Below are 19,240 nucleotides of genomic sequence, written 5' to 3'. Positions count from 1 at the left end.
CACCCACCGGAGACCTCCGGTCAGCACCATGGAAGCCATGAAACGGTGCGTCGCGCTGGGGTCCTGCCTCACCGCACGCGGCACACTCGACGTCCGGGCCCATCGCGTGCTCCGTGCCCTCGAGGTGACCCTCGAAAGCGACACCGATCGGCTCAGCGCCGCCGACGGGCGCGGCACGCTGGTGGTCGCCAACCACGTCTCCTGGCTCGACATCGTGGGCCTGCTCGCGGTGGAACCGGTGAGCATGCTCGCCAAGCGGGAGGTGTCGAACTGGCCGTGGCTGGGCAGGCTGGCGCGCGACAGCGGCACGCTGTTCGTCGACAGGTGGGCGCTGCGCACGCTGCCAGGGCTGGTGGCCACGATCGCGGCGCGGCTGCGGCAGGGCCACACCGTCGCCGTGTTTCCCGAGGCCACCACCTGGTGTTCGGCGCCGGGCGGGCGGTTTCGGCACGCGGTGTTCCAGGCCGCGCTGGACGCGGGCGCGCCGGTACGTCCTGTCACGCTGGAGTACCTGCAAGACGGCGAGCCGAGCACGGTGGCGGCCTTCGTCGGCGAGGACTCGCTCGCCCGCTCACTGCGCCGCGTCTGCGGGGCGCGGGCGCTACGGCTGCGGGTACGCGCCCACGGGTTGCTCGAACCCGAGGGCGACCGTGCGGGGCTCGCCGCACGAGCCCGCGACGCCGTACTCGCGGCGGAGCCCGCATGCTCGAGCTACTGAACGACTTCGCGGCGCTGTTGCGCGGCGCGCTCGACTCGCCGTGGCTGTGGTTGCTCATTTTCGCCGTGGCGGGACTGGACGCGTTGCTGCCGTTCATGCCGAGCGAGAGTTCGGTGATGGCGGTGGCGGTGCTGCTCGGTCCGGACTTGCCCGCATTGGCCGCGCTGACCGCCGTGGCGGCCTGCGGCGCCCTCGCGGGCGACCTGCTGGGCCACTGTGTCGGCAGGCTGGCGGGCCCGCGCACGCTGCGCAGGTTGCACCGCAACGAGAAGGGCAGGCGCACCTACGAGTGGGCACGCCGAAAGGTGCATCGGCACGCGACGCTGCTCGTCGTGGCGGGCCGCTACGTGCCGGGTGGCAGGGTGGCTTCCGCACTGGCCACCGGCAGCCTGCGCTTCCCGCTGGCCCGCTTCGCCGCGCTCGACGCGGTGGGCGTGACGATCTGGGCCGTGTACGCCGTCGCGGTGGGCTACGCGGGCGCGGCAGGCTTCTCCGACGATCCCGCCAAGGGCCTGCTCGTCGCGTTCGGACTCGGCCTGCTGGTGCTCGGCTGCGTGGAGGTGGGCCGAAGGATAGTCTCTCGCCGTGGACTACGGGACCTTCCGACGGGCCGTCGAGAACCACTGCGACGCGCTGCGGGACGCGGCGATCGCGGCCGGTCCGCGGGCTCAGGTACCCACGTGTCCGAACTGGACTGTGCACAAGCTCGTTCGGCACGTCGCGAGGGTCCAGTCGTGGGTTGTCGCGGCCACCGAACACCCTGAGGACTCCTCCCGCGTGCGCGCGGGCGAGGCACCTCGGGAGTGGGAGCGGTTGCTCGAATGGTGGGAACAGCAGCGGGCCGCGCTGCGCGCGGTGTTCGACCGAGGCCCTGGCGCGCCGACGAGGCTGCCGTTCTCGTCGTACCCTCCGGTGGTCGCGTCCTGGGCCCGGCGGCAGGCCCACGAGGCCGCCATTCACCGCGTCGACGCCGAACTGGCGCTTGGCGTCGAAACCGTGACGTTCGACCCGGCGTTCGCCGCCGACGGCATCGACGAGTTGCTCATGTTGCTGGTACACCGGCGCAGCGGCTGGAGCGAGTTCAGCGCCGACGGCACGGTGCTGGTGCACGCGGAGGACGCGGGCAGGCTGTGGTCGGTGCGGCTCGCGCCGGGTTCGGCACCGCAGCTGGCCGAGGAACCGTTCGAGCCGGACGTGACCATCGAGGGCAGCGCCGATGCGGTTTACCGGGCGGTGTGGCGCAGGCCGAGCGAGGCGAAGATCACCGGGGAGGTGGCGCTGCTGGAGCCGCTGGCAGCGCCGTGACACCGGGTACGACAATCGGGTTGTGCACGAGCGCGAGTACGTCATCACCTTCGGCTGCCCCGACCGCACCGGCATCATCGCCCGCATCGCGTCGTTCCTCGCTGAGGCGGGCGGCTGGATCGTCGAGGCCGCCTACCACACCGACCCTGACACCGGATGGTTCTTCACCCGCCAGGTGGTGCGAGCCGACTCGCTGCCGTTCGACGTCGACGAACTGCGCGCCCGGTTCGCGGGGGTGGCGCGCTCGCTCGGCGCGGAGTCCGACTGGCGGATCGACGACACCGGGGAGCGTCACCGGGTCGTGCTGCTGGTGTCCAAGGAGGGGCACTGCCTTTACGACCTGCTCGGCAGGGTGGCCTCCGGTGAGCTGGATGCCGACATCAGGGCGGTGATCGGCAACCACGACGTGCTCGCCGACATCACCAGGGCCCACGGAATCCCGTTTCATCACGTGCCGTTCCCCGCTGACGCGAATGACTCGGCGGGCGAGGCGGCCGCGTTCGACCGCATCGCCGAGCTGGTGGACGAGCACGATCCGCACGCGGTGGTGCTGGCCAGGTTCATGCGAATCCTGCCGCCCGCGTTGTGCCAGGCGTGGGCAGGCAGGGCGATCAACATCCATCACAGCTTCCTGCCGTCGTTCGTCGGCGCCCGGCCGTATCACCAGGCCCACACGCGTGGGGTGAAGCTGGTGGGCGCGACCTGCCACTACGTGACCGCCGACCTGGACGCGGGACCGATCATCGAGCAGGACGTGATCCGCGTCGATCACACCGACTCGGTGACCGACATGGTGCGCAAGGGCCGCGACATCGAGAAGGTGACACTGGCCCGCGGATTGCGCTGGCACCTGGAGGGGCGGGTGCTGGTGCACGGGGACCGCACCGTCGTGTTCTGAGGGCCGAGCGAAACGATCAACGCGGCCACGCGGCGAGCAGGTCGTCCGCTGTGAGAGTGCGCACGCCTTCGGCGGTGGCACCGCTACGGCTCACGGCCAGCAGCGCGGTGCGCTCGTCGGCGCCGGGTAGCAGCGAGCGATGGAGCACGAGCCGCGAGAAATCGTGTTCGTCGAAGGGACGCCGCTCCAGCCACTTGATCGAGCCCACGAAAGTAATCCGCTTGGCGACGGGTTCTCGGTCCGCGCCGACGATATCGATCTCCGGATCGTTCGTCCGTGTCCAGTAAGAGCCGACGACCGCGGTGCCTTCCGGAAGCATTTCGGGTGGAAGGCGGCGAAGCGCTTCGCGCACGACCGGCTCCACGGCGCCGCCGCGCCATGTCGTCCACGATCGCCGGACCCGGTCGAGTACGAGGTCACCCCTGCCACGCTCGATCTCGGGCAGATGCGGTCCGACGAAGGCCAACCAGAACCGCAGATATGGGTCCGCTACGCAGTATCGCGTTTCCTTCGACGAGCGTGCCGAGAGCGGCAACTTGGCTTCGACGATTCGCTTGGCCGTGAGCAGCCGCAGGGAACGGTTCAGGGAGGCGTGCGGTATCCCACCGGCAGCCTGTCCGATGAGCGAGAACGTCCGCTCCCCGGAACCGATGGCCATCAGCACGTGCCGAGCTTGCGCCTCCGTCGGAAACTCGGCCGCGAGCGCCCGCTCCGCGCTCACCAGCAATGCCGATGTCGGGTCGGAAAGCGCTTCGGCCAGGTACCGCATCACCGGCGCGCCCGCAGGCCATTCGTCGAGGATCAGCGGCAACCCACCGGAAACGAGGTACGCGTCGAAGGCGTCCGCGGACGTCTCCAGGCCCAACATGTCGGCGACGTCGGCAGGGCTGAGCGATGGCACGACGAGTTCCGAGGCTCGCTGGTGAAACGGCCTGCCGTAATCGTTGAGCGCTTCCATCATCGCCAGGTCCGAACCGATACCGAGCAGGAGCACGGGTCGCCGCGACAACTCACGATCGAACGCCTTTTGCAGCGTGCCCTCGAATCCGGGGTCGTTGCGCAGCAGGTAAGGCAGTTCGTCGAACACGATGATGCTGGGTTCGTCGTGCGGCACAGCGCTCGCCAACAGCCGCAGGGCCGCGTCCCACGACTTCGGGGTTTGGTCACGGAACAGGTCGGCGTCCGGCAGGCCCGAAGCCACCGCCGCCTCGGCGAAGAGTTCCAGGTCCGCCGCTGCGCTCGGTTGCGCCGATGCGGTGTAGAACAGATGCGGAACACCCGCGTGCTCGACGAACTCCTCGACGAGCCGGGACTTGCCGACCCGCCGACGACCGCGGATGAGGACGGCCCTGCCGGGGCGACCGGCTCTGCCGCCTGCGCGTACCCGGTCCAACATCCGGCCCAGCAGTGCGAGCTCCCGCCCGCGTCCGATGAAGCGTGACATACTAACTCCAATGATACTTTCATGAATGATAGTATCATCGATGTTAGTAACTCTGTGTCGCTACCTGGCACGGTCAGCGACCGTTGCCTCATTCCTGCAGGCGGACCAGCATCTTTCCGGTGTTGGCTCCTTCGAGCAGGTCCAGAAACGCCCTCGGCGCGTTGCGGATACCGGCCACGACGGTCTCGGAGTAGCGCAACCTTCCGTCGGCGACCATGGGCGCGACCTCGGCCAGAAACCGCGACCGCAGATGATAGTGATCGCCGACGAGGAACCCGCGCATGGTGAACCGCTTGGCGATGATCTGCGCCAGGTTGCGCGGAGCGGCAGGCGGTTGCGTCGCGTTGTATGCCGAGATCATGCCGCACACCGCGATACGCCCGTGCAGGTTCAGCGAGTCGATAGCCGCTTCGAGATGGTCACCGCCGACGTTGTCGAAGTACACGTCGACACCGTCGGGCGCGGCGGCCGCGAGCTGTTCGGTCACCGGCGCGTCCCGGTAGTTGAAGGCGGCGTCGAACCCCAGCTCCTCGGTCAGCCAGCGAACCTTCTCCGCCGAACCCGCGCTGCCGATGACGCGGGCGGCGCCGTTGCGCTTCGCGAGCTGGCCCGCGACGGAGCCCACCGCCCCCGCCGCCGCGGAGACGAAAACCGTGTCGCCCTCCTTCAACCCGGCGACGTCGAACAGTCCGGCGTAGGCGGTGAGGCCGGTGAGTCCCAGCACGCCGAGATAGGCGGTAACGGGCGCGGCGTCGGGATCGACCTTGGCCGCGTGCTTGCCCGCGACGACGGCGTGCGTGCGCCAGCCAAGGCCGTGCAGCACGACATCGCCGGGGGCGAGCCCGTCGAAGTGCGACTCCACCACCTCGCCGATCGCGCCGCCGTGCATGACCTTGCCGACCTCGTAGGGCTCGGCATAGGACTTCGCCGAGCTCATCCGGCCCCGCATGTACGGATCGACCGACAACCACGTGTTGCGGACCAGCACCTCGCCGGGGCCGGGGCTTGGCACTTCGGTGTCCACGACGTCGAAGTTGGTTTCGGTCGGCATACCGTGTGGCCGCGAAGCGAGCCTGACCTCGGTCGCCCCCATCACGACTGCCGCGACCGCTGCTCGAGGTTGGCCAGCACGCCGTCGTAGATGCGGCGCAGCCCCGATGGGGCGAAGGTCTTCTCGAAGAAGCCGCCGATACCGCCCGCGCCCTGCCAGGACGTCTCGATGCGCACCACACTGCGACCGTCGCTTTCCCGCACGGTCCAGGTGGTGACCATGCTGGAGTTGGCGTCGGTTTCCACGACGGTGCCCGGCTGCGGCTCGCTGATCGTGGCCGCGACATCCCGAACCCGCTTGGACGTCGCCTGCAGCTTCCAGTGCGCGACCGTGCCCGCTCCCGAACCGCCCTCGACGAGCCGGTAGTCGCGGTAGTGCTCGGTGAGGATCTTCGGCCTCGTCTCGCTGTAGTCGCGGACCAACTCGCGCACCCGGTCGGCGGGCGCGTCGATCGTCCGCTCGGCGGTGGCAGTCACCGTACCCATGGGTTGTTGGGCTCCTCTCGCCTGCTTCGCCGGTTACCTTGCCAGTCCCTCGATCACCTCTGCACCCGGAAGCGCTGCCAGTGCAGCGCCGGTGACGAGGAGCTTGCTCTTACGCAAACCGCTGCCGATCACCAACTCCGGCGAGTCGGCGACCGCCTTGTCGACCAGGATCGGCCACTCTTCGGGCAGCCCGATCGGGGTGATCCCGCCGTACTCCATGCCGGTGAGTTCCACCGCCTCCGCCATCGGCGCGAACGACGCCTTTCGGACGTCGAGCCTGCGCCTGATGACGTTGTTCACGTCGGCGCGGGTGGTGGCCAGCACGAGTGCCGCGGCGTAGCGGGTTTGCCCCGCGCGCTTGCCCGCGACCACGACGCAGTTGGCCGACGCCGACAGCGGGGAGGAGTAGGTGGCGCAGAACTGCGCGGTGTCGGCGAGTTCCGGGTCGATCTCCACGAGACCGACCGGCTCACCGAGTGTGGCCAGCACCTTGGCGACGGGCTCGGCCACCAGTTCGGTGTGCTCGGTCGCCGGGATCGGCGTGAGGGTTCCTGCGATGCTCCACGTACTCACAGCGCTACCGTACTCACGGCGGGATCACCAGCTCTGGCCACCGCGCTGCACCTCGATGAGCTTCGGGCGAACATCGACGATGTAGACCAAGGCGGCGACGATACCCGCCAGCCAGAAGATCATCCCGATGCCGAAGAAACTGAACAGCAGCATGGCGGCCGTCGCCCCGCCGGTGATGGCCAGCCACACCGGCTTGGTCATTCGGTCGGCGGCGGTATAGGCGTCCGATCTCTGCATGACGGCGTGCGCGAACGCGACCAGGCCGACGAGCGTACCGGCCCAGTCGATGACCCAGACAATCCATTGCGCGAGGAACGGCACCCGTCCACCCTACGTCAGCCGACCACGGCAGCGGTGGCCCCGGCACCGGGTCACGGCGCCGGGGCTGTCGAGCCGTCTTGAGCTCACTCGCCGCTCTTGCGCGAGCCGCCCTGTTGCTTCCTCGTGGTGGAGGTGGTGCGGGCAGCGGGTTTCGTGGTCTTGGCCTGGGTCTTCGCGGGCTTGCGCTGCTGCGTCGACTTCTGCGGCGGCTTCGCAGGCTCGGCGGGCGCCTCGGCTGCCGGTGCCTGTTCGACTATCCGGTCGGCGACCTTGTCGGTGACGTCCTCGGCCACCGTGCCCGCTCGCTCACCTGCCTGCCTGGTGCGCCCCGCCACCATGGAGACCACCTCGTCCATGCGCTCGCGGGCATCGGAGGCGACCTCGTCGACCCGCTCCTGCGCCGCCTGCAGCGCCTCTTCCAACTGCTCGATGCTGCGCTTGACCTGCGGCTGCGATACGAACCGGTCCCAGGTCTGCTCACCGGACTCGGCGAGCTTGTGGTAGAGCTTCAGCGCGGCGTCGGTGTACTCGTCGAGCAGTTTGCGCAGCTCGGTCGGATCGAGGCGCTCGCGAAGGCCCTCGACGTCAGAGGGCAGCTCCTCGATGTTCTTGCGCGCGGCCTCGCTGCTCTCGTTCACGCGCGCCCTGGCCTTCGCCACGGCGTCGGCGACGGCCTGACCGGCCAGGTTGCCTGCGCCGAGCGCGGCGAGCATCGATGTCTTGATCTGTTCGAATGCGGTGTTGACGGCCTTTCGGACGTCCTCGGGCTTCGTGGTCGCCATCGGGATCACTCCTCGGGTTGGGTGTCGGTGTCGGATGTGCGCGCTGCCCGGTTCTCGCGACGGAAGGATTCGTAGACGTCGAGCAGCACCTGCTTCTGGCGCTCGGAAAGCTCGGTGTCGGCGCGGATCGCGTCGGCCACCGGTCCACCCGATGGCAGGTCGAGCAGCCCTGCCTGCACGTAGAGCGCCTCCGCGGAGATGCGCAATCCCTTGGCGATCTGTTGCAGGATCTCCGCGCTGGGTTTGCGCACCCCTCGCTCGATCTGGCTGAGATAGGGGTTCGACACGCCGGCCAGCTTCGACAGCTGCCGCAGGGAGATCTTGGCGTTGTTGCGCTGCAGGCGGATGTACTCCCCGATGTCGCGGCCGATGTCGGCCACCTTGTCCATCGCAGTGGTGGAGGCGCCGTTGCCCTCCGGGGCCGGTGTTTGCGTCAACTCCTCACACCTCCTCCCGTGCTTTTCACGGTACGCCGCAGTGCTAACTACTGCAAGCACTCAGCTTGCACCTTTGGGTGGCGCCGGCACTAGGGTTGGCTGATGGGCTCCGCGGCTCGGCAACGCAGGCGCATGGTGGAGGCGCTGCGCCGTGCCGGTGTGCTGACCGACCCTCACTGGATCGAGGCGTTCCGCCAGGTACCACGGCACGTGTTCGTGCCGCGCTTCTTCCTGCCCCGAGGCGAAGGCTGGGCCGCCCTCGCCTCGGGGGACCCAGGCTGGCTGGCCACCGTCTACTCCGACAGCGTGCTCGTCACCCAACTCGACGGCGACGAGGGCAAGTGGTCGCTGGCGAGAAGGGAAGGGCCGGTGCGTGGCACGCCGACCTGCTCGTCGAGCATGCCGACGATCATGGCGGTGATGCTGGAGGAACTGCGGGTCGGCGAAGGGCAGCGCGTGCTGGAGATCGGCACGGGCACCGGCTACAACGCGGGATTGCTCTGCCACCGGCTCGGCGCGGAACTGGTGTCCACTGTGGATGTCGACTCCGGGTTGTCGCTCTCGGCGCGCGCGGCACTCGCCGCCATCGGCTACCAGCCCGACTGCGTACTCGGCGACGGGGAGCGAGGCCACCCCGAGGGCGCGCCGTACGACCGGGTACTGGCCACCTGCTCGGTCTCGCACATCCCCACCGCCTGGCTGGAACAGACCGTCGCGGGCGGGCTGGTGCTGACGACGTTGAACCGGCCGATCGGCGCGGGTCTCGTACTGCTCACCGCTGACGAAGGCCCTCACGGTCATGGCACGGTGCTCGCGCAGGACGGCAGGTTCATGCCGATGCGCTCGCACCGGGGAGCGGAAGCGGCCGCGCTACTGGCTCGCGCCGGTGAAGCCTCCACGCGCCGGACCACTCAGCTGTCGCTGCGCGCCGTACTCGACCCGGCGAGCCCGTTCGAGTTCTTCGTCAGCCTGGAGATTCCCGGACTGCTGGTGACGACCGGCAAGGACGGCGAAACCACCGGCAGCACGGAATCCACCGACACCACCTATCTGGTGCACCCAGACGGCTCCTGGGCGGGCTACCGGACGGCCGGGGACGAGCGTGTCGTCGAACAGGGTGGGCAGCGGCGCCTCTGGGACCTCGTCGAGCGCGCCTACCAGCGGTGGCTGGCACTCGGCGAGCCCGCACGGCACGACTTCGCCGTCACGGTGACGCCGCAGCGGCAGTTCTTCTCCCTCGGCGAGCACCGCTGGCCGCTGGGCGAGTGAGCACGCTCAGTCCTTCGCGAGCACCCGCTCCACCCAGGCCTCCACCCGCTCCACCGTCACCTCCAGCGCGGCGTGAGTGGTGTCGAGCAGTTCCACCGGCGGGCAGAGCACGGCGGCCTGCTCGCGCAGCCAGTCGTTGAACCGCAGCATCTCGGCGATGCGCTCCTCGTCCCAGCCGCGCCAGCGGGGTCGCGCCCGCAGCCGCCGCGCGAGCACGCCCGGTTCCGCCGCCAGCGCCAGGTAGTGGATACCGGAGAACAGCACCCGCTCCGGCAGCGGCTCGAACTCCGGCGGCACCACCGTCCCGCACAGCACCACCGGCCTGCCGCTCTGGTGGATCATCGCCGCCATCCGCAGCCAGGTGGCGCGGAAAGTGGGATGGCCGTCCACGTCGTCGCGCAGGCCGCCGGTCCACAGCACGTCCTGTTCCAGCACGACGACCCGGTCGCTCAGCCGCTGCGCCAGCCAGGGGCCGACGGTCGACTTGCCTGCCCCGCTGGGCCCGGTGAGCGCGAGCAGCGGCAACCGCTTGAACGGCCAGCTGTGCCCGCACTCGGCGCACACCAGTAGTTCCTGCCGCACCGTCGGTTCCTCGGCCCGGTCACCGCAGGAGGGGCAGATCGTCGGATCGAGCAACGCGGTCAGTCGAACAGGTTCTCGAGGAAGCTGCGCTTGCGGCGGTGCCCGTAGCCGTGTCCGTAGGGCTTCGGCGAGTCGCCGTAGCCGCCGCGATACGGCTTGGGCGAGTCCTTGTAGTAGCCGCCACCCCGGTACGGCGCAGGTGAGTCGCGATACCCGCCGTGATGCATGGGCGGCGGCGGGGGGACGGGCGGCTGCGGCCCGCCCGCGGGGCGGTACGGCGGCGCCGGCGCGGCGGGGGCACCGTAGTAGGCGTTCTCCGCGTTGACGACCTGCTCGAGCTCACCGTGGTCGAGGAAGATGCCACGGCAGCCCTCGCACTGCTCGATGTGGATACCGGCCTTGTTGACGGTCTTCATCACGTTCTGGCACTTGGGACAGATCACGACGGACAGCCTACGCAGTTTCCGGTAGTTCGTCGGCCACCCGGTGCAACGCCGCGAGCATGGCGGCGATCGCCGGGTTGCGGCCGCTGCCCGCCCTGATGGCCGCGCCGACCGTGCGGCTGAGCGCGGGTTGGGCCACCTCCCACAGCCGCACGTCGGCCGACATCGACTCGAAGGCGAGGCGAGGCACCAGCGACACTCCGAGCCCGGCCTCTACCAAGGCGAAGATCACGGTGTAGTCGGAGCTGGTGAAGTCCAATCTCGGGACGAAACCCGCCAGTCCGCACGCTCTGCGCAGCATCTCGTGCAGGTCGTCGTCACGGTCGGCGGCGATCCACGGTTGGTCGGCCAACTCGGCAAGCGCCAGTGCCCCCTCCCCCGACCGCAGCCCGGCGGGCAGTGCGGCCAGCAGCGGTTCGTCGAGCAGCCGGTGGATCTCCACGCCAGCTTCCCTGACGCGGGGCAGCAGGCTGTAGCCGTATACCAGCGCCAGGTCCACGTGGCCGCCCTGCAGCGCGGTGATCGCTTCCGGCAACTGCGCCTCGGTGAGCCGGATGCGCAGGTCGGGATAGCGAGACCGGCACTGCGCGATGGCACCGGGAACGAGCACTCGCGCGGCCGTGGGAAACGCCGCCACGCGCAACACCCCACTCACGGTGGAGGTCAGTGCCGCTACCTCGGCCTGCGCGCGTTCCAGATCGGCGAGGATCTCCTCGGTGTGCTCGACGAGCACTCTTGCCGCTTCCGTGAGCGTCAGCGTGCGGCCCTCACGCAGCAGCAACGCGGTTCCGGCCTCCCGCTCGAGCAGCGAGAGTTGCTGGGAGACCGCGGACGGCGTCAGCGAGCAGACCCGCGCGGTCGCCGCGATGGTCCCGTGCCGCGCGAGTTCCCTGAGCAGCCGCAACCTGCGGACCTCGAACATTCGAGAATACTAACGCTGACCCTCAGATATCATCACTTGTTCTTACGGCTGGGCGGCCACATCCTGGCGCTGTGACCGCCGAACTGCTGCCCGCGTGCCCGCCCGCGGCGAACCAGGAACACTCCCGAAGGCTGGCCTGGCTGCGGGAGCGGATGCGGCTGCTGCGACTCGATGCCGTCGCCGTGGCCAGCCCGGAGGCCGTCTATTACCTGACCGGCCTCGATCACCACGGCTACTTCGCCTTCACGCTCCTCGTCGTGCCGCTTCGAGGCGATCTGGCGCTCGTGACAAGGGAGATGGAGCGCTCCACGGTGCGAGCACAGGTCCCGCACTGCAAGCACGTGCCGTTCGGGGACGGAACCGACCCGGCAACCGCCGCCGCGCTCGCCATCGCGGCCGCGGCGGCGCCGCACGGCCGGGTCGGCACCGAGGACGCGGCGATGTTCTTTCCTCCCGCGATCCACAGCCGTATCCGGCAAGCGCTGCCCGACCGCGAGTGGCTGGACGCGACACCGCTGCTCAGCCAGGCCATGGCGGTCAAGTCGACCATCGAGGTCGAGCACATGCGCACCGCCGCCGCCCTCTCCGACGCCGCGATGGCCGCGGGCATCGCCACGGCGGGCACCGGCGTCGGCGAGCACGACGTGGCCGCGGCGGTCCAGCACACCATGGTCTCCGGTGGCGGGCAGCAGCCCGGGTTCGTGCCCATGATCCGCCCGCTGCGGCTGCTCGACCAGGAACACGTGTCGTGGGCGCAGCGGCCGCTGGAGCCCGGCACCGGGCTGTTCGTCGAGCTTTCCGGGTGCCACCTTCGCTACCACGCGCCGTTGAGCAGGACCGTCTACATCGGTCGGCTTCCCGACAGCGCGGCGAGAGCGCACGCCGTGGCGCTGGCGGGGTGGCACGCGGCGCTCGCCGCGCTGCGGCCGGGCGTGCTCACCGGTGAGGTCTACGCCGCCTGGCAGCGGGCAACGGGTGTGCCGACACCCAGGCACCACTGCGGCTACCTCGTAGGGATCGGTTTCCCGCCCAGCTGGGTGGGCGGCGGCGAGGTGCTCGGCATCCGTCCGGGTGGGCAGGTGGCGGTGACGGCAGGCATGACGTTCCACCTGATGTCGTGGGTGCCGGGGCACGTCGTGTCGGACACCGTGCTGGTCACCGAGCGGGGTGCCGAGCCACTCACCAACACACCGCGTGAGCTGAAGGTGGTGAGCTGAGGTGCGGATCGAACGACTCAGGGCGACGCCGGTGGCCGTGCCGTACGTGCACGACGAGATATGGGCCTTCGGAAGGCGACGCGGCCAGGTGAGCGTGCTGCTTGAGGTGGAGACCGACGAGGGGGTCACCGGGCTCGGCGAGGCGGCCGCCTACCCGTCCGCCGACATCGTGCTCGCGGTGCTGCGTTCCGTCGAGCCGCTGGTACTGGGCGAGGACCCGTTCGCCATCGAGCGGCTGATGCGCAGGATCGAACTCATCGGCACCTGGCACCACGTGAAGGCCACAAGCCCTGCGATCGCCGCCGTGGAGATGGCGTGCTGGGACATCGTGGGCAAGGTCTGCGGTCAGCCGCTGGTCAACCTGCTCGGCGGCAGGTTCAGGGAACGGGTGGAGTGCTTCTTCTACGTCGCGCGTTCCGATCCGGCCGAGGTCGCGCGGGAGGCGAGGCGGGCAAGTGAGTCCGGCTTCTCGACGTGCTACCTCAAGGTCGGCTCCGACGAGCCCAACACCGACATCGAGCGGGTCGAGGCACTGCGCGACGGGGCGGGGCCATCGGCCAGGTTGCGCATCGACGCCAACGAGGCGTGGGCACCGGGGACCGCTGTACGGATGATTCGGGAGCTGGCCCGGTTCGACCTCGAACTGGTGGAGCAGCCGGTTTCGGGTCGCAACCTCGACGAGCTCGGCTACGTCCGCAGCCGGGTGGAGGTGCCGCTGCTGGCCAACGAGGCGAGCTGGACCCGCCATGAGCAGCTGGCGGTGCTCAAGGCCGGGGCGGCCGACGTGCTGTCGGTGGACAACCAGATGGACGGCGGGCTGCTCAACCTGAAGCGTTCGGCGGGCATGTGCGAGGCCGCCGGTCTGCCCGTGGTGAAGCACAGTCTCGGCGAGCTGGGCGTGGCCCTGGCCGCCGCGGTGCACGCCATCGCGGCCACGCCCAACTTCACCTACGCCAACCAGGCCTACGGTGCGCTGCTTTCCGACGACATCACCGAAGGCTTCGGCGGCGGGGTGGCCGGCTACACCGATGGCCACGTCGACGTGCCGGCCGAACCGGGACTCGGGGTAACGCTGGACCCCGACCGCGTCGCCCGCTACGCGGAGCTCTACCGCACCGAGGGGGCCGCGTTCTCCTTCGGCGACCCCGACCCCGTGCTGCGCTCACCCGCGCTGCCGAAGTTCTGACGGCCGGTGCCGCCCGGTCGCGGAGCCCGGGCGGCACCGGATCAGCAGGCGCAGAGGCAGAACGGGTGCCCCGCGGGGTCGGCGTACACGCGAAACGACGTCGGCTTGTCGTCCAGCAGCCTTGCCCCCAGCGCGAGCACCCGCTCGTGTTCGGCTTCGATGTCGGGCACCTCGAAGTCGAGGTGCAGCATCTGGGCGCGCTCCGGCGACGGCCAGGTCGGCGGCAGGAACTCCGGGTCTCGCTGGAACGCGATGTCGGCGCCCGAGCCGGGGTTGACCAGGGTCACCCAGTCGTCGTCCGGTTTGTCGTCCTCGTGCGGCTGCCAGCCGAGCAGCTCGCCGTAGAACCTGGCCAGTTCCCACGGTCGCGGGCAGTCGATCGCCACACAACCCCACTTGATCGATGTCTTCGCTGCGGTCACAGCCACCTCCCGTAACTATCCAAGCGAGTATGGCGGTTACACAGGCAGGTGACAACGGTAATTCCGACTAGACTGGTCACGTGGACGCGGACACCTCGCTCGTGCTCGCCTTCCTCAACACCGTGGATGTCGAGGCCGACACCGACGTGCTGCGTTCACAGCGGAACTGGCAGGAGTGGGCGGGGCAACGCCAACTCGCCGCCGACCCGCTCGACGAGGCGACCAGGGCCCGCGACTCGTTGCGCGCCGCCGTGGGCGACCCTGACGCGCAATCGCATCCGACGCGGGTTCACATCGAGGTCGCGCTGACCACTGCCGGCCCCGCCCTCGTGCCGGGCAGTGCCGTCGCGGCCGTGCTGGCAGCAGCGACGAGGCTGGCCGTGCTCGGCGAGTGGGACCGGATCAAGATCTGCCCTGCCGACGACTGCCGGTGGGCCTTCTGCGACCGCTCCCGCAACCGATCCAGGACCTGGTGCTCGATGAAGGTCTGCGGCAACCGGGAGAAGGCGAGGGCTTTCCGGCAGCGCACGGCCACAAGACCCACCTGAACCTGTGGACAACTCGGTGGATAACCGCGCCGACTGTGGATAACCTCACCCAGCTGGGTGGTCCCAGTCACGACCGCAGGGAGCGCCTCCTGGCGAGTTCGGGAATCGCCGCGATCTTCTCCTCGGGCAGGTGGTCCCACAGGATGCCGTTGCTTCGCCTCGGCCGCGCCGTCTCGATCACCTCGCCCGGCGTGACCACCAGGTCCACCCGGAAGTCGTGCTCGGTCTCCGGCAACTCCTCGTCGAGCACCTGCACGTCGTGCACGGTGGTCGCGAGCACCGTGTTCTCGTCGACGAGCCCAGCCTCCACCAGCAGCCCGTACTCGATGTCGGCGAAGCCGCCGCCCTTGCCGATGCGCACGCCCTGCCGGTTCACCGCCACCGTGCCGCACACCACGAGATCCACCCGCCGCATGTCGGCCACCCCCACCGGTTCGCCGAGGCGCAGCGCGCGGTCCTTGGCCGCCGCCTTGCGTGGCGAGACGTCCAGCGAAGCGGGGTCGAGCAGCACGAAGGGCTGCTCCTCCGCCAGCTTCGGCACCGCGAGGTAGAGCAGCTTGCCGCCCGCCAGCACCCGCGAGCGCACCGGCAGTTGCGGGCTGTCCGGATTCGCCTTCACCACCTGAGCCGACCGCCACTGCGCGAGCGCGGCCAGCCTCGCCGCCGCTTCCTCCGCGCCGACGAAGTTGGGAATGCGTCCCCTGGCTCCCGGGAAGCGGGCCAGTCGCTGCCGCTCCAGCCGATCCCACACCCGTTGCCTCACCGCCTGCTTGGCGCGTTCGGTGTCCGCCGTGTCGAGCACTTCGGTCATCACCCGCGGCAACGAACTAGAACAGCAACTGGGCAACCGTGTAGATCACCAGCCCTGCCAGCGAGCCGACGACGGTGCCGTTGATCCGAATGAACTGCAGGTCGCGCCCCACCTGCAACTCGACCTTGCGAGACGTCTCCTCGGCGTCCCAGCGCTCGACGGTGTCGGTGATGATGGTGGTGATCTCCCGCGAGTAGTTGTTCACCACGTGCGCCGCGGCGCCCTCGACCCAACCGTCGACCTTATTCGCCAGAGCGGCGTCGGAGAGCAACTTCTCGCCCAGTGACTCCAACCCGTCGCGCACGCGCCTGCGCAACTCGCTCGAGGGGTCCTCGGCCGCGGTCAGCAACATCTCCTTGGCCGTGGACCACGCCGAGTCGATCAGCCTGCGTACCTCCGGGTGCTCGACGAGTTGCTGCTTGACCTGCTCGGCCCTGGCCATGGTGTCGGGATCCTTCTGCAGGTCCTGCGCGAACTCCCCGAGGAACCGGTCCAGCGCCAGCCGCATCGGGTGGTTGACGTCGGTCTTCACCGCCCACGCGAACGCGAGTACCTCGCCGTAGACCTTGTCGGCCAGCATCGCGTCGACGAACCTGGGCGACCAGGACGGCGCACGGTCGGACACCACCCTCAGCACGGTGTCGTGGTTGTCCCGCACCCACTCGTAGACCCGGTCCACGACGAGATCCACCAGCCGGTAGTGCGCACCGTCGGCGAACACCTGTTCCAGCAGCTTGCCAAGCGGCGGACCCCACTGCCGTTCCACCACCCTGCGCACGACGGCCTGCTCCATGACCTCCTGCACGTCCTCGTCACGCAGCACGGTCACCGCACCACGAACCACCGAAGCCAGTTCGGCCGTCACACGGTCGGCGTTCTCCCGCCGCGAAAGCCACTCACCCACCCGGCGCGAGGTCTGCACCCTGCGCAGCTTGTCCCGGACCACCGGCTCGGAGAGGAAGTTGGACCCGACGAAGTCGCCCAGACTGTCGCCGAGAACGTTCTTCTTGTTGGGGATGATCGCCGTGTGCGGGATCTTGATGCCGAGCGGGTGGCGAAACAGCGCGGTGACGGCGAACCAGTCGGCGAGCGCGCCAACCATGCCCGCCTCGGCCGCCGCTCGTACGTAGCCCACCCACGCGGGCCAGCCCGCCGACTGCGCCCAACTCGCGAGTAGGAAGATCACGGTCGCGCCCAGCAGGAAGCCCAGCGCGACCAGCTTCATCCTGCGAAGGCCCCGTCGCTTGCTCTGCTCGCCCGCGAGCACACCCGGCGGCGAGACGGGAACGGCGGCGGACGTCGGTTGCTCCACACCGACATTGTCCGTGAGGATGGTCGATCGTGCGTGAACCTGTACTCGTTCCCCGGCTGCGGCCGTTCACCTCGACCATCTTCGCGGAGATGACCGCGCTGGCCGTGCGCACCGACGCGATCAATCTCGGCCAGGGCTTTCCCGACACCGACGGTCCCGCAGGGATGCTTCACGCTGCGCGCGAAGCGCTGTTCGGCGGCGCCAACCAGTACCCTCCCGGCCCTGGCCGTCCGGAACTGCGCGCCGCCGTCGCCGCGCACAGAGCCCGTTACGGCACGCACTACGACCCCGAAAGCGAGGTCCTGGTCACCGCGGGCGCCACCGAGGCCATCGCGGCCAGCCTGCTGGCGCTGACGCAGCCCGGCGACGAGGTGCTCGTGATCGAGCCGTACTACGACTCCTACGCGGCCTCGGTCGCCATGGCGGGCGCGGAGCGCAGGGTCGTGCCGCTTATCTCCGAGGGCGGCCGGTTCGCGCTGGACACCGAGGCGTTGCGGGCGGCCGTGACGGCCAGGACGAGGGCGATCCTGGTGAACTCGCCCCACAACCCCACCGGCACCGTGTTCACCCGCGACGAGTTGGCCGCCATCGCGCGGGTGTGTGTCGACAACGACCTCATCGCCATCACCGACGAGGTGTACGAGCACCTGGTGTTCGACGGCGGCGAACACATCCCGCTCGCGACCCTGCCCGGGATGGCCTCGCGCACCGTGTCGATCTCGAGTGCGGGCAAGTCGTTCAACTGCACCGGATGGAAGATCGGCTGGGTTTGCGCGACGCCGGAACTGGTCGCGGCGGTGAAGGCGGCCAAGCAGTTCTTGACGTTCGTTTCCGGTGGCCCGCTGCAACCCGCGGTCGCCTATGCACTGGAACACGAACTGGACTGGGTAGAGCGACTGCGGCTTTCGCTGCAGCACAAGCGTGATCGGCTGTCCGAGGGATTGCGGGCTGCCGGGTTCGAGGTGTGGCCGAGCGCGGGAACCTACTTCGTTTGCGCCGACGTTCGGCCGCTGGGATTCAGCGACGCCGCCGAACTCGCGTGGCGACTGCCGGAGACCATCGGCGTCGCCGCGGTCCCCGTGAGTGTCTTCACCGACAACCCCGACCAGTGGAGACACGTGCTGCGCTTCGCGTTCTGCAAACGCGACGACGTGCTGGACGAGGCGATCAACCGGCTGCACAAACTGATCTCGATTGCGACTTCCGGGGTGGATCGACCATCGACTGGGTGAAACACTTCGCGGCAATGCTAGAAATAGCAGTCTCCGGGGTAGTCGTGGCCCGGTCTGCCTGCCGCGAGGTCGGCAGGCCACTGTAATTCCGACAAGCGCACAAGGAACGCTCGAACGGTGGTGGTGACGGTGAGGAGTGCGGACCCCGCACGCCCTTGCCTGCTGCCTGCTGCCGTCGTGCGCGTGCTGGTCGTCGCGGGACTGGCGCTGGTGGGCTGGCTGCTGGTCGCCGTGCTGGGTGCTGCCGCGCACGCGGAGCCACTTTCCGACCCGGCCGACGGCCAGGCCAAGGCCGCCGTCGAGCGCGACACCACCGAGCCGGACGCTTCCGATACCGCCACCCAGGACTGCGGCAACCGGGCAGCGGGCGAACCTGCCGAACCGGCACAGGCGGCCCAACCGGGCGAACCCTCCGAACCTGCCGAACCGGCCGAACCGGCGGAGCCCGCCGAGTCCGACGGCGAGGCGATGGTGTGCGAGGACGAAGCCACTACGGCGGAGCAGACCGAGCAGGAGCGCGCCGACGCGGAGGCCACCGACACCGAAGCCGAAGGCGAGCAGCAAGCCACCACAGCGGAGCCCGCGCCGTTACCAACAGCCGAACGACCACCCGGCCGCGACGGCGTTCTGCTCGGCACGTTGCGCGGTGCGGTGGGAACCGTGAGCCGCACCGTGGACGGCGTGGGCGGCACGCTCGGGGGCGTGATCAACCCGATCCTGGACCTTCCCTCGATGCTGCCGGAGCCCGACCTCAGCTCGGTGCTTCCAGGACTACTGCCCCCGCCGCAACCAGGCATCGACACCGGGACGGAGGTAGCCCTTCCACCCGCGGAGGCGCCCGGTCCTGCCGCGCCACCGCAGGCACCGCCACCCGATGACGCCCCTGCTCCTGGCGACACCCCGTTCCCGCACCCGCTCACCGACACGGTGCAGGCCGCGGTGGTCCCGGCCCCGCCTCCCGCCGCGCCGGTCACCGAGACCAGGGCCGACAACCGTCCCCATGGTGGCGGCGCAACTCCACCCGTGGCGCCGGTCTCGATCAGCACCGTGCCCAGTCAGCACGCCTCCTCTTCCGACGGGGGCAACGGTCAGCGCGCCGAGCACGGCACGCTGAGCTGGGCGCCCACCCTCACGCAGCTGCGCCTGCTCGGCGTCAGCCGTGACGGCGGCGACGGCAGCGCGGGCAGCGAAGCCGCACTGCCCACCACCTCTCCCGACTGACCGCGACGGCGTAAGCCGGGAGAGCTGCGTCCAGATCAAGATCAACTCGGCCGGACCCTGC

General features: G+C 69.7%; 23 protein-coding genes. 10 read left to right on the top strand and 13 right to left on the bottom strand.

The annotated features are described in order from the left end of the window. Nucleotides 1-37: 37 nt before the first annotated feature. The 4 genes from SACMADRAFT_RS02460 to purU are packed head-to-tail and all read left to right on the top strand — an operon-like array spanning nucleotide 38 to nucleotide 2,921. Complete coding sequence (locus SACMADRAFT_RS02460; RefSeq protein ID WP_040926040.1) at nucleotides 38-718, top strand: lysophospholipid acyltransferase family protein; 681 nt, start codon at nucleotides 38-40, stop codon at nucleotides 716-718. Next, nucleotides 703-1,482: a DedA family protein gene (locus SACMADRAFT_RS02455; RefSeq protein WP_009152195.1), complete on the top strand. Its 780-nt coding sequence runs from the start codon at nucleotides 703-705 to the stop codon at nucleotides 1,480-1,482. Before SACMADRAFT_RS02460 ends, SACMADRAFT_RS02455 begins: the two co-directional genes overlap by 16 nt. Beyond that, the gene (locus tag SACMADRAFT_RS02450; protein ID WP_232285654.1) at nucleotides 1,367-2,023 is read left to right on the top strand and encodes a maleylpyruvate isomerase family mycothiol-dependent enzyme; all 657 of its coding nucleotides are present in this window, start codon (nucleotides 1,367-1,369) and stop codon (nucleotides 2,021-2,023) included. The genes SACMADRAFT_RS02455 and SACMADRAFT_RS02450 overlap by 116 nt, the downstream gene beginning before the upstream one ends. A 22-nt stretch (nucleotides 2,024-2,045) precedes the next feature. Further along, nucleotides 2,046-2,921 carry a formyltetrahydrofolate deformylase gene (purU, locus tag SACMADRAFT_RS02445; RefSeq protein WP_009152193.1) on the top strand — a complete coding sequence of 292 codons (876 nt, stop codon included), beginning with the start codon at nucleotides 2,046-2,048 and terminating at the stop codon, nucleotides 2,919-2,921. Between the two features lie 16 nt (nucleotides 2,922-2,937). Here the strand turns inward: purU and SACMADRAFT_RS02440 are convergent, their stop codons facing one another. The 7 genes from SACMADRAFT_RS02440 to SACMADRAFT_RS02410 form a co-directional block, all read right to left on the bottom strand. Beyond that, nucleotides 2,938-4,365: an ATP-binding protein gene (locus SACMADRAFT_RS02440; protein ID WP_009152192.1), complete on the bottom strand. Its 1,428-nt coding sequence runs from the start codon at nucleotides 4,363-4,365 to the stop codon at nucleotides 2,938-2,940. Between the two features lie 88 nt (nucleotides 4,366-4,453). Further along, nucleotides 4,454-5,458 (bottom strand): NADP-dependent oxidoreductase, encoded by a 1,005-nt coding sequence (locus tag SACMADRAFT_RS02435; protein WP_009152191.1) that lies wholly within the window; start codon nucleotides 5,456-5,458, stop codon nucleotides 4,454-4,456. Beyond that, nucleotides 5,458-5,901, bottom strand: coding sequence for an SRPBCC family protein (locus SACMADRAFT_RS02430; RefSeq protein ID WP_009152190.1), 444 nt, complete (start codon nucleotides 5,899-5,901; stop codon nucleotides 5,458-5,460). Before SACMADRAFT_RS02430 ends, SACMADRAFT_RS02435 begins: the two co-directional genes overlap by 1 nt. A gap of 33 nt (nucleotides 5,902-5,934) precedes the next feature. Then, nucleotides 5,935-6,474, bottom strand: coding sequence for a YbaK/EbsC family protein (locus SACMADRAFT_RS02425; RefSeq protein ID WP_009152189.1), 540 nt, complete (start codon nucleotides 6,472-6,474; stop codon nucleotides 5,935-5,937). A 24-nt stretch (nucleotides 6,475-6,498) separates the two neighbouring features. Continuing rightward, a complete protein-coding gene (locus SACMADRAFT_RS02420) occupies nucleotides 6,499-6,795 on the bottom strand; it encodes a DUF2516 family protein (protein WP_009152188.1) in 297 nt (98 codons plus the stop codon). Nucleotides 6,796-6,878: 83 nt separating this feature from the next. Then, entirely contained in the window at nucleotides 6,879-7,577 is a 699-nt protein-coding gene (locus tag SACMADRAFT_RS02415) for a membrane protein (RefSeq protein WP_009152187.1), read from the bottom strand. 5 nt (nucleotides 7,578-7,582) lie between these two features. Then, on the bottom strand, nucleotides 7,583-7,966 hold the full coding sequence (locus tag SACMADRAFT_RS02410; protein ID WP_040926038.1) for a helix-turn-helix domain-containing protein: 384 nt from the start codon (nucleotides 7,964-7,966) through the stop codon (nucleotides 7,583-7,585). 150 nt (nucleotides 7,967-8,116) lie between these two features. Here SACMADRAFT_RS02410 and tgmC point away from each other — a divergent pair, with 150 nt between their 5' ends. Further along, nucleotides 8,117-9,283: an ATP-grasp peptide maturase system methyltransferase gene (tgmC, locus tag SACMADRAFT_RS02405; RefSeq protein WP_009152185.1), complete on the top strand. Its 1,167-nt coding sequence runs from the start codon at nucleotides 8,117-8,119 to the stop codon at nucleotides 9,281-9,283. Nucleotides 9,284-9,289: 6 nt separating this feature from the next. On the opposite strand, the gene SACMADRAFT_RS02400 is transcribed toward tgmC, so the two are convergent. Genes SACMADRAFT_RS02400 through SACMADRAFT_RS02390 form a run of 3 tightly spaced genes read right to left on the bottom strand, consistent with a single transcriptional unit; the run spans nucleotide 9,290 to nucleotide 11,230 of the window. Continuing rightward, on the bottom strand, nucleotides 9,290-9,919 hold the full coding sequence (locus tag SACMADRAFT_RS02400; protein WP_040925512.1) for an AAA family ATPase: 630 nt from the start codon (nucleotides 9,917-9,919) through the stop codon (nucleotides 9,290-9,292). A gap of 5 nt (nucleotides 9,920-9,924) precedes the next feature. Further along, nucleotides 9,925-10,308, bottom strand: a complete 384-nt coding sequence (locus SACMADRAFT_RS02395) for a TFIIB-type zinc ribbon-containing protein (protein ID WP_009152183.1) — start codon at nucleotides 10,306-10,308, stop codon at nucleotides 9,925-9,927. A 10-nt stretch (nucleotides 10,309-10,318) separates the two neighbouring features. Then, nucleotides 10,319-11,230 (bottom strand): LysR family transcriptional regulator, encoded by a 912-nt coding sequence (locus tag SACMADRAFT_RS02390; RefSeq protein WP_009152182.1) that lies wholly within the window; start codon nucleotides 11,228-11,230, stop codon nucleotides 10,319-10,321. A 71-nt stretch (nucleotides 11,231-11,301) separates the two neighbouring features. Here SACMADRAFT_RS02390 and SACMADRAFT_RS02385 point away from each other — a divergent pair, with 71 nt between their 5' ends. Continuing rightward, on the top strand, nucleotides 11,302-12,447 hold the full coding sequence (locus SACMADRAFT_RS02385) for a M24 family metallopeptidase (protein WP_009152181.1): 1,146 nt from the start codon (nucleotides 11,302-11,304) through the stop codon (nucleotides 12,445-12,447). Nucleotide 12,448: 1 nt separating this feature from the next. Next, nucleotides 12,449-13,633, top strand: a complete 1,185-nt coding sequence (locus SACMADRAFT_RS02380; protein WP_009152180.1) for a mandelate racemase/muconate lactonizing enzyme family protein — start codon at nucleotides 12,449-12,451, stop codon at nucleotides 13,631-13,633. Between the two features lie 41 nt (nucleotides 13,634-13,674). Here SACMADRAFT_RS02380 and SACMADRAFT_RS02375 read toward each other — a convergent pair whose 3' ends face one another. After that, the gene (locus tag SACMADRAFT_RS02375) at nucleotides 13,675-14,055 is read right to left on the bottom strand and encodes a VOC family protein (protein WP_009152179.1); all 381 of its coding nucleotides are present in this window, start codon (nucleotides 14,053-14,055) and stop codon (nucleotides 13,675-13,677) included. A gap of 80 nt (nucleotides 14,056-14,135) precedes the next feature. Here SACMADRAFT_RS02375 and SACMADRAFT_RS02370 point away from each other — a divergent pair, with 80 nt between their 5' ends. Further along, a complete protein-coding gene (locus SACMADRAFT_RS02370) occupies nucleotides 14,136-14,603 on the top strand; it encodes a CGNR zinc finger domain-containing protein (RefSeq protein ID WP_009152178.1) in 468 nt (155 codons plus the stop codon). Nucleotides 14,604-14,670: 67 nt separating this feature from the next. Here the strand turns inward: SACMADRAFT_RS02370 and SACMADRAFT_RS02365 are convergent, their stop codons facing one another. After that, the gene (locus tag SACMADRAFT_RS02365) at nucleotides 14,671-15,414 is read right to left on the bottom strand and encodes a 5-formyltetrahydrofolate cyclo-ligase (RefSeq protein ID WP_009152177.1); all 744 of its coding nucleotides are present in this window, start codon (nucleotides 15,412-15,414) and stop codon (nucleotides 14,671-14,673) included. Nucleotides 15,415-15,430: 16 nt separating this feature from the next. Next, nucleotides 15,431-16,726 carry a DUF445 domain-containing protein gene (locus SACMADRAFT_RS02360; protein WP_009152176.1) on the bottom strand — a complete coding sequence of 432 codons (1,296 nt, stop codon included), beginning with the start codon at nucleotides 16,724-16,726 and terminating at the stop codon, nucleotides 15,431-15,433. Nucleotides 16,727-16,755: 29 nt separating this feature from the next. On the opposite strand from SACMADRAFT_RS02360, the gene SACMADRAFT_RS02355 reads away from it, so the two are divergent. Together SACMADRAFT_RS02355 and SACMADRAFT_RS02350 are read left to right on the top strand one after the other, a co-directional pair. Further along, nucleotides 16,756-17,958, top strand: a complete 1,203-nt coding sequence (locus tag SACMADRAFT_RS02355) for a pyridoxal phosphate-dependent aminotransferase (protein WP_009152175.1) — start codon at nucleotides 16,756-16,758, stop codon at nucleotides 17,956-17,958. A gap of 129 nt (nucleotides 17,959-18,087) precedes the next feature. After that, entirely contained in the window at nucleotides 18,088-19,179 is a 1,092-nt protein-coding gene (locus SACMADRAFT_RS02350) for a hypothetical protein (protein WP_157617183.1), read from the top strand. The last annotated feature ends 61 nt before the right edge of the window (nucleotides 19,180-19,240 follow it).

The sequence above is a fragment of the Saccharomonospora marina XMU15 genome, from assembly GCF_000244955.1.
Taxonomy (GTDB): domain Bacteria; phylum Actinomycetota; class Actinomycetes; order Mycobacteriales; family Pseudonocardiaceae; genus Saccharomonospora_A; species Saccharomonospora_A marina.
This window is presented reverse-complemented; position numbering and strand designations above follow the sequence as displayed.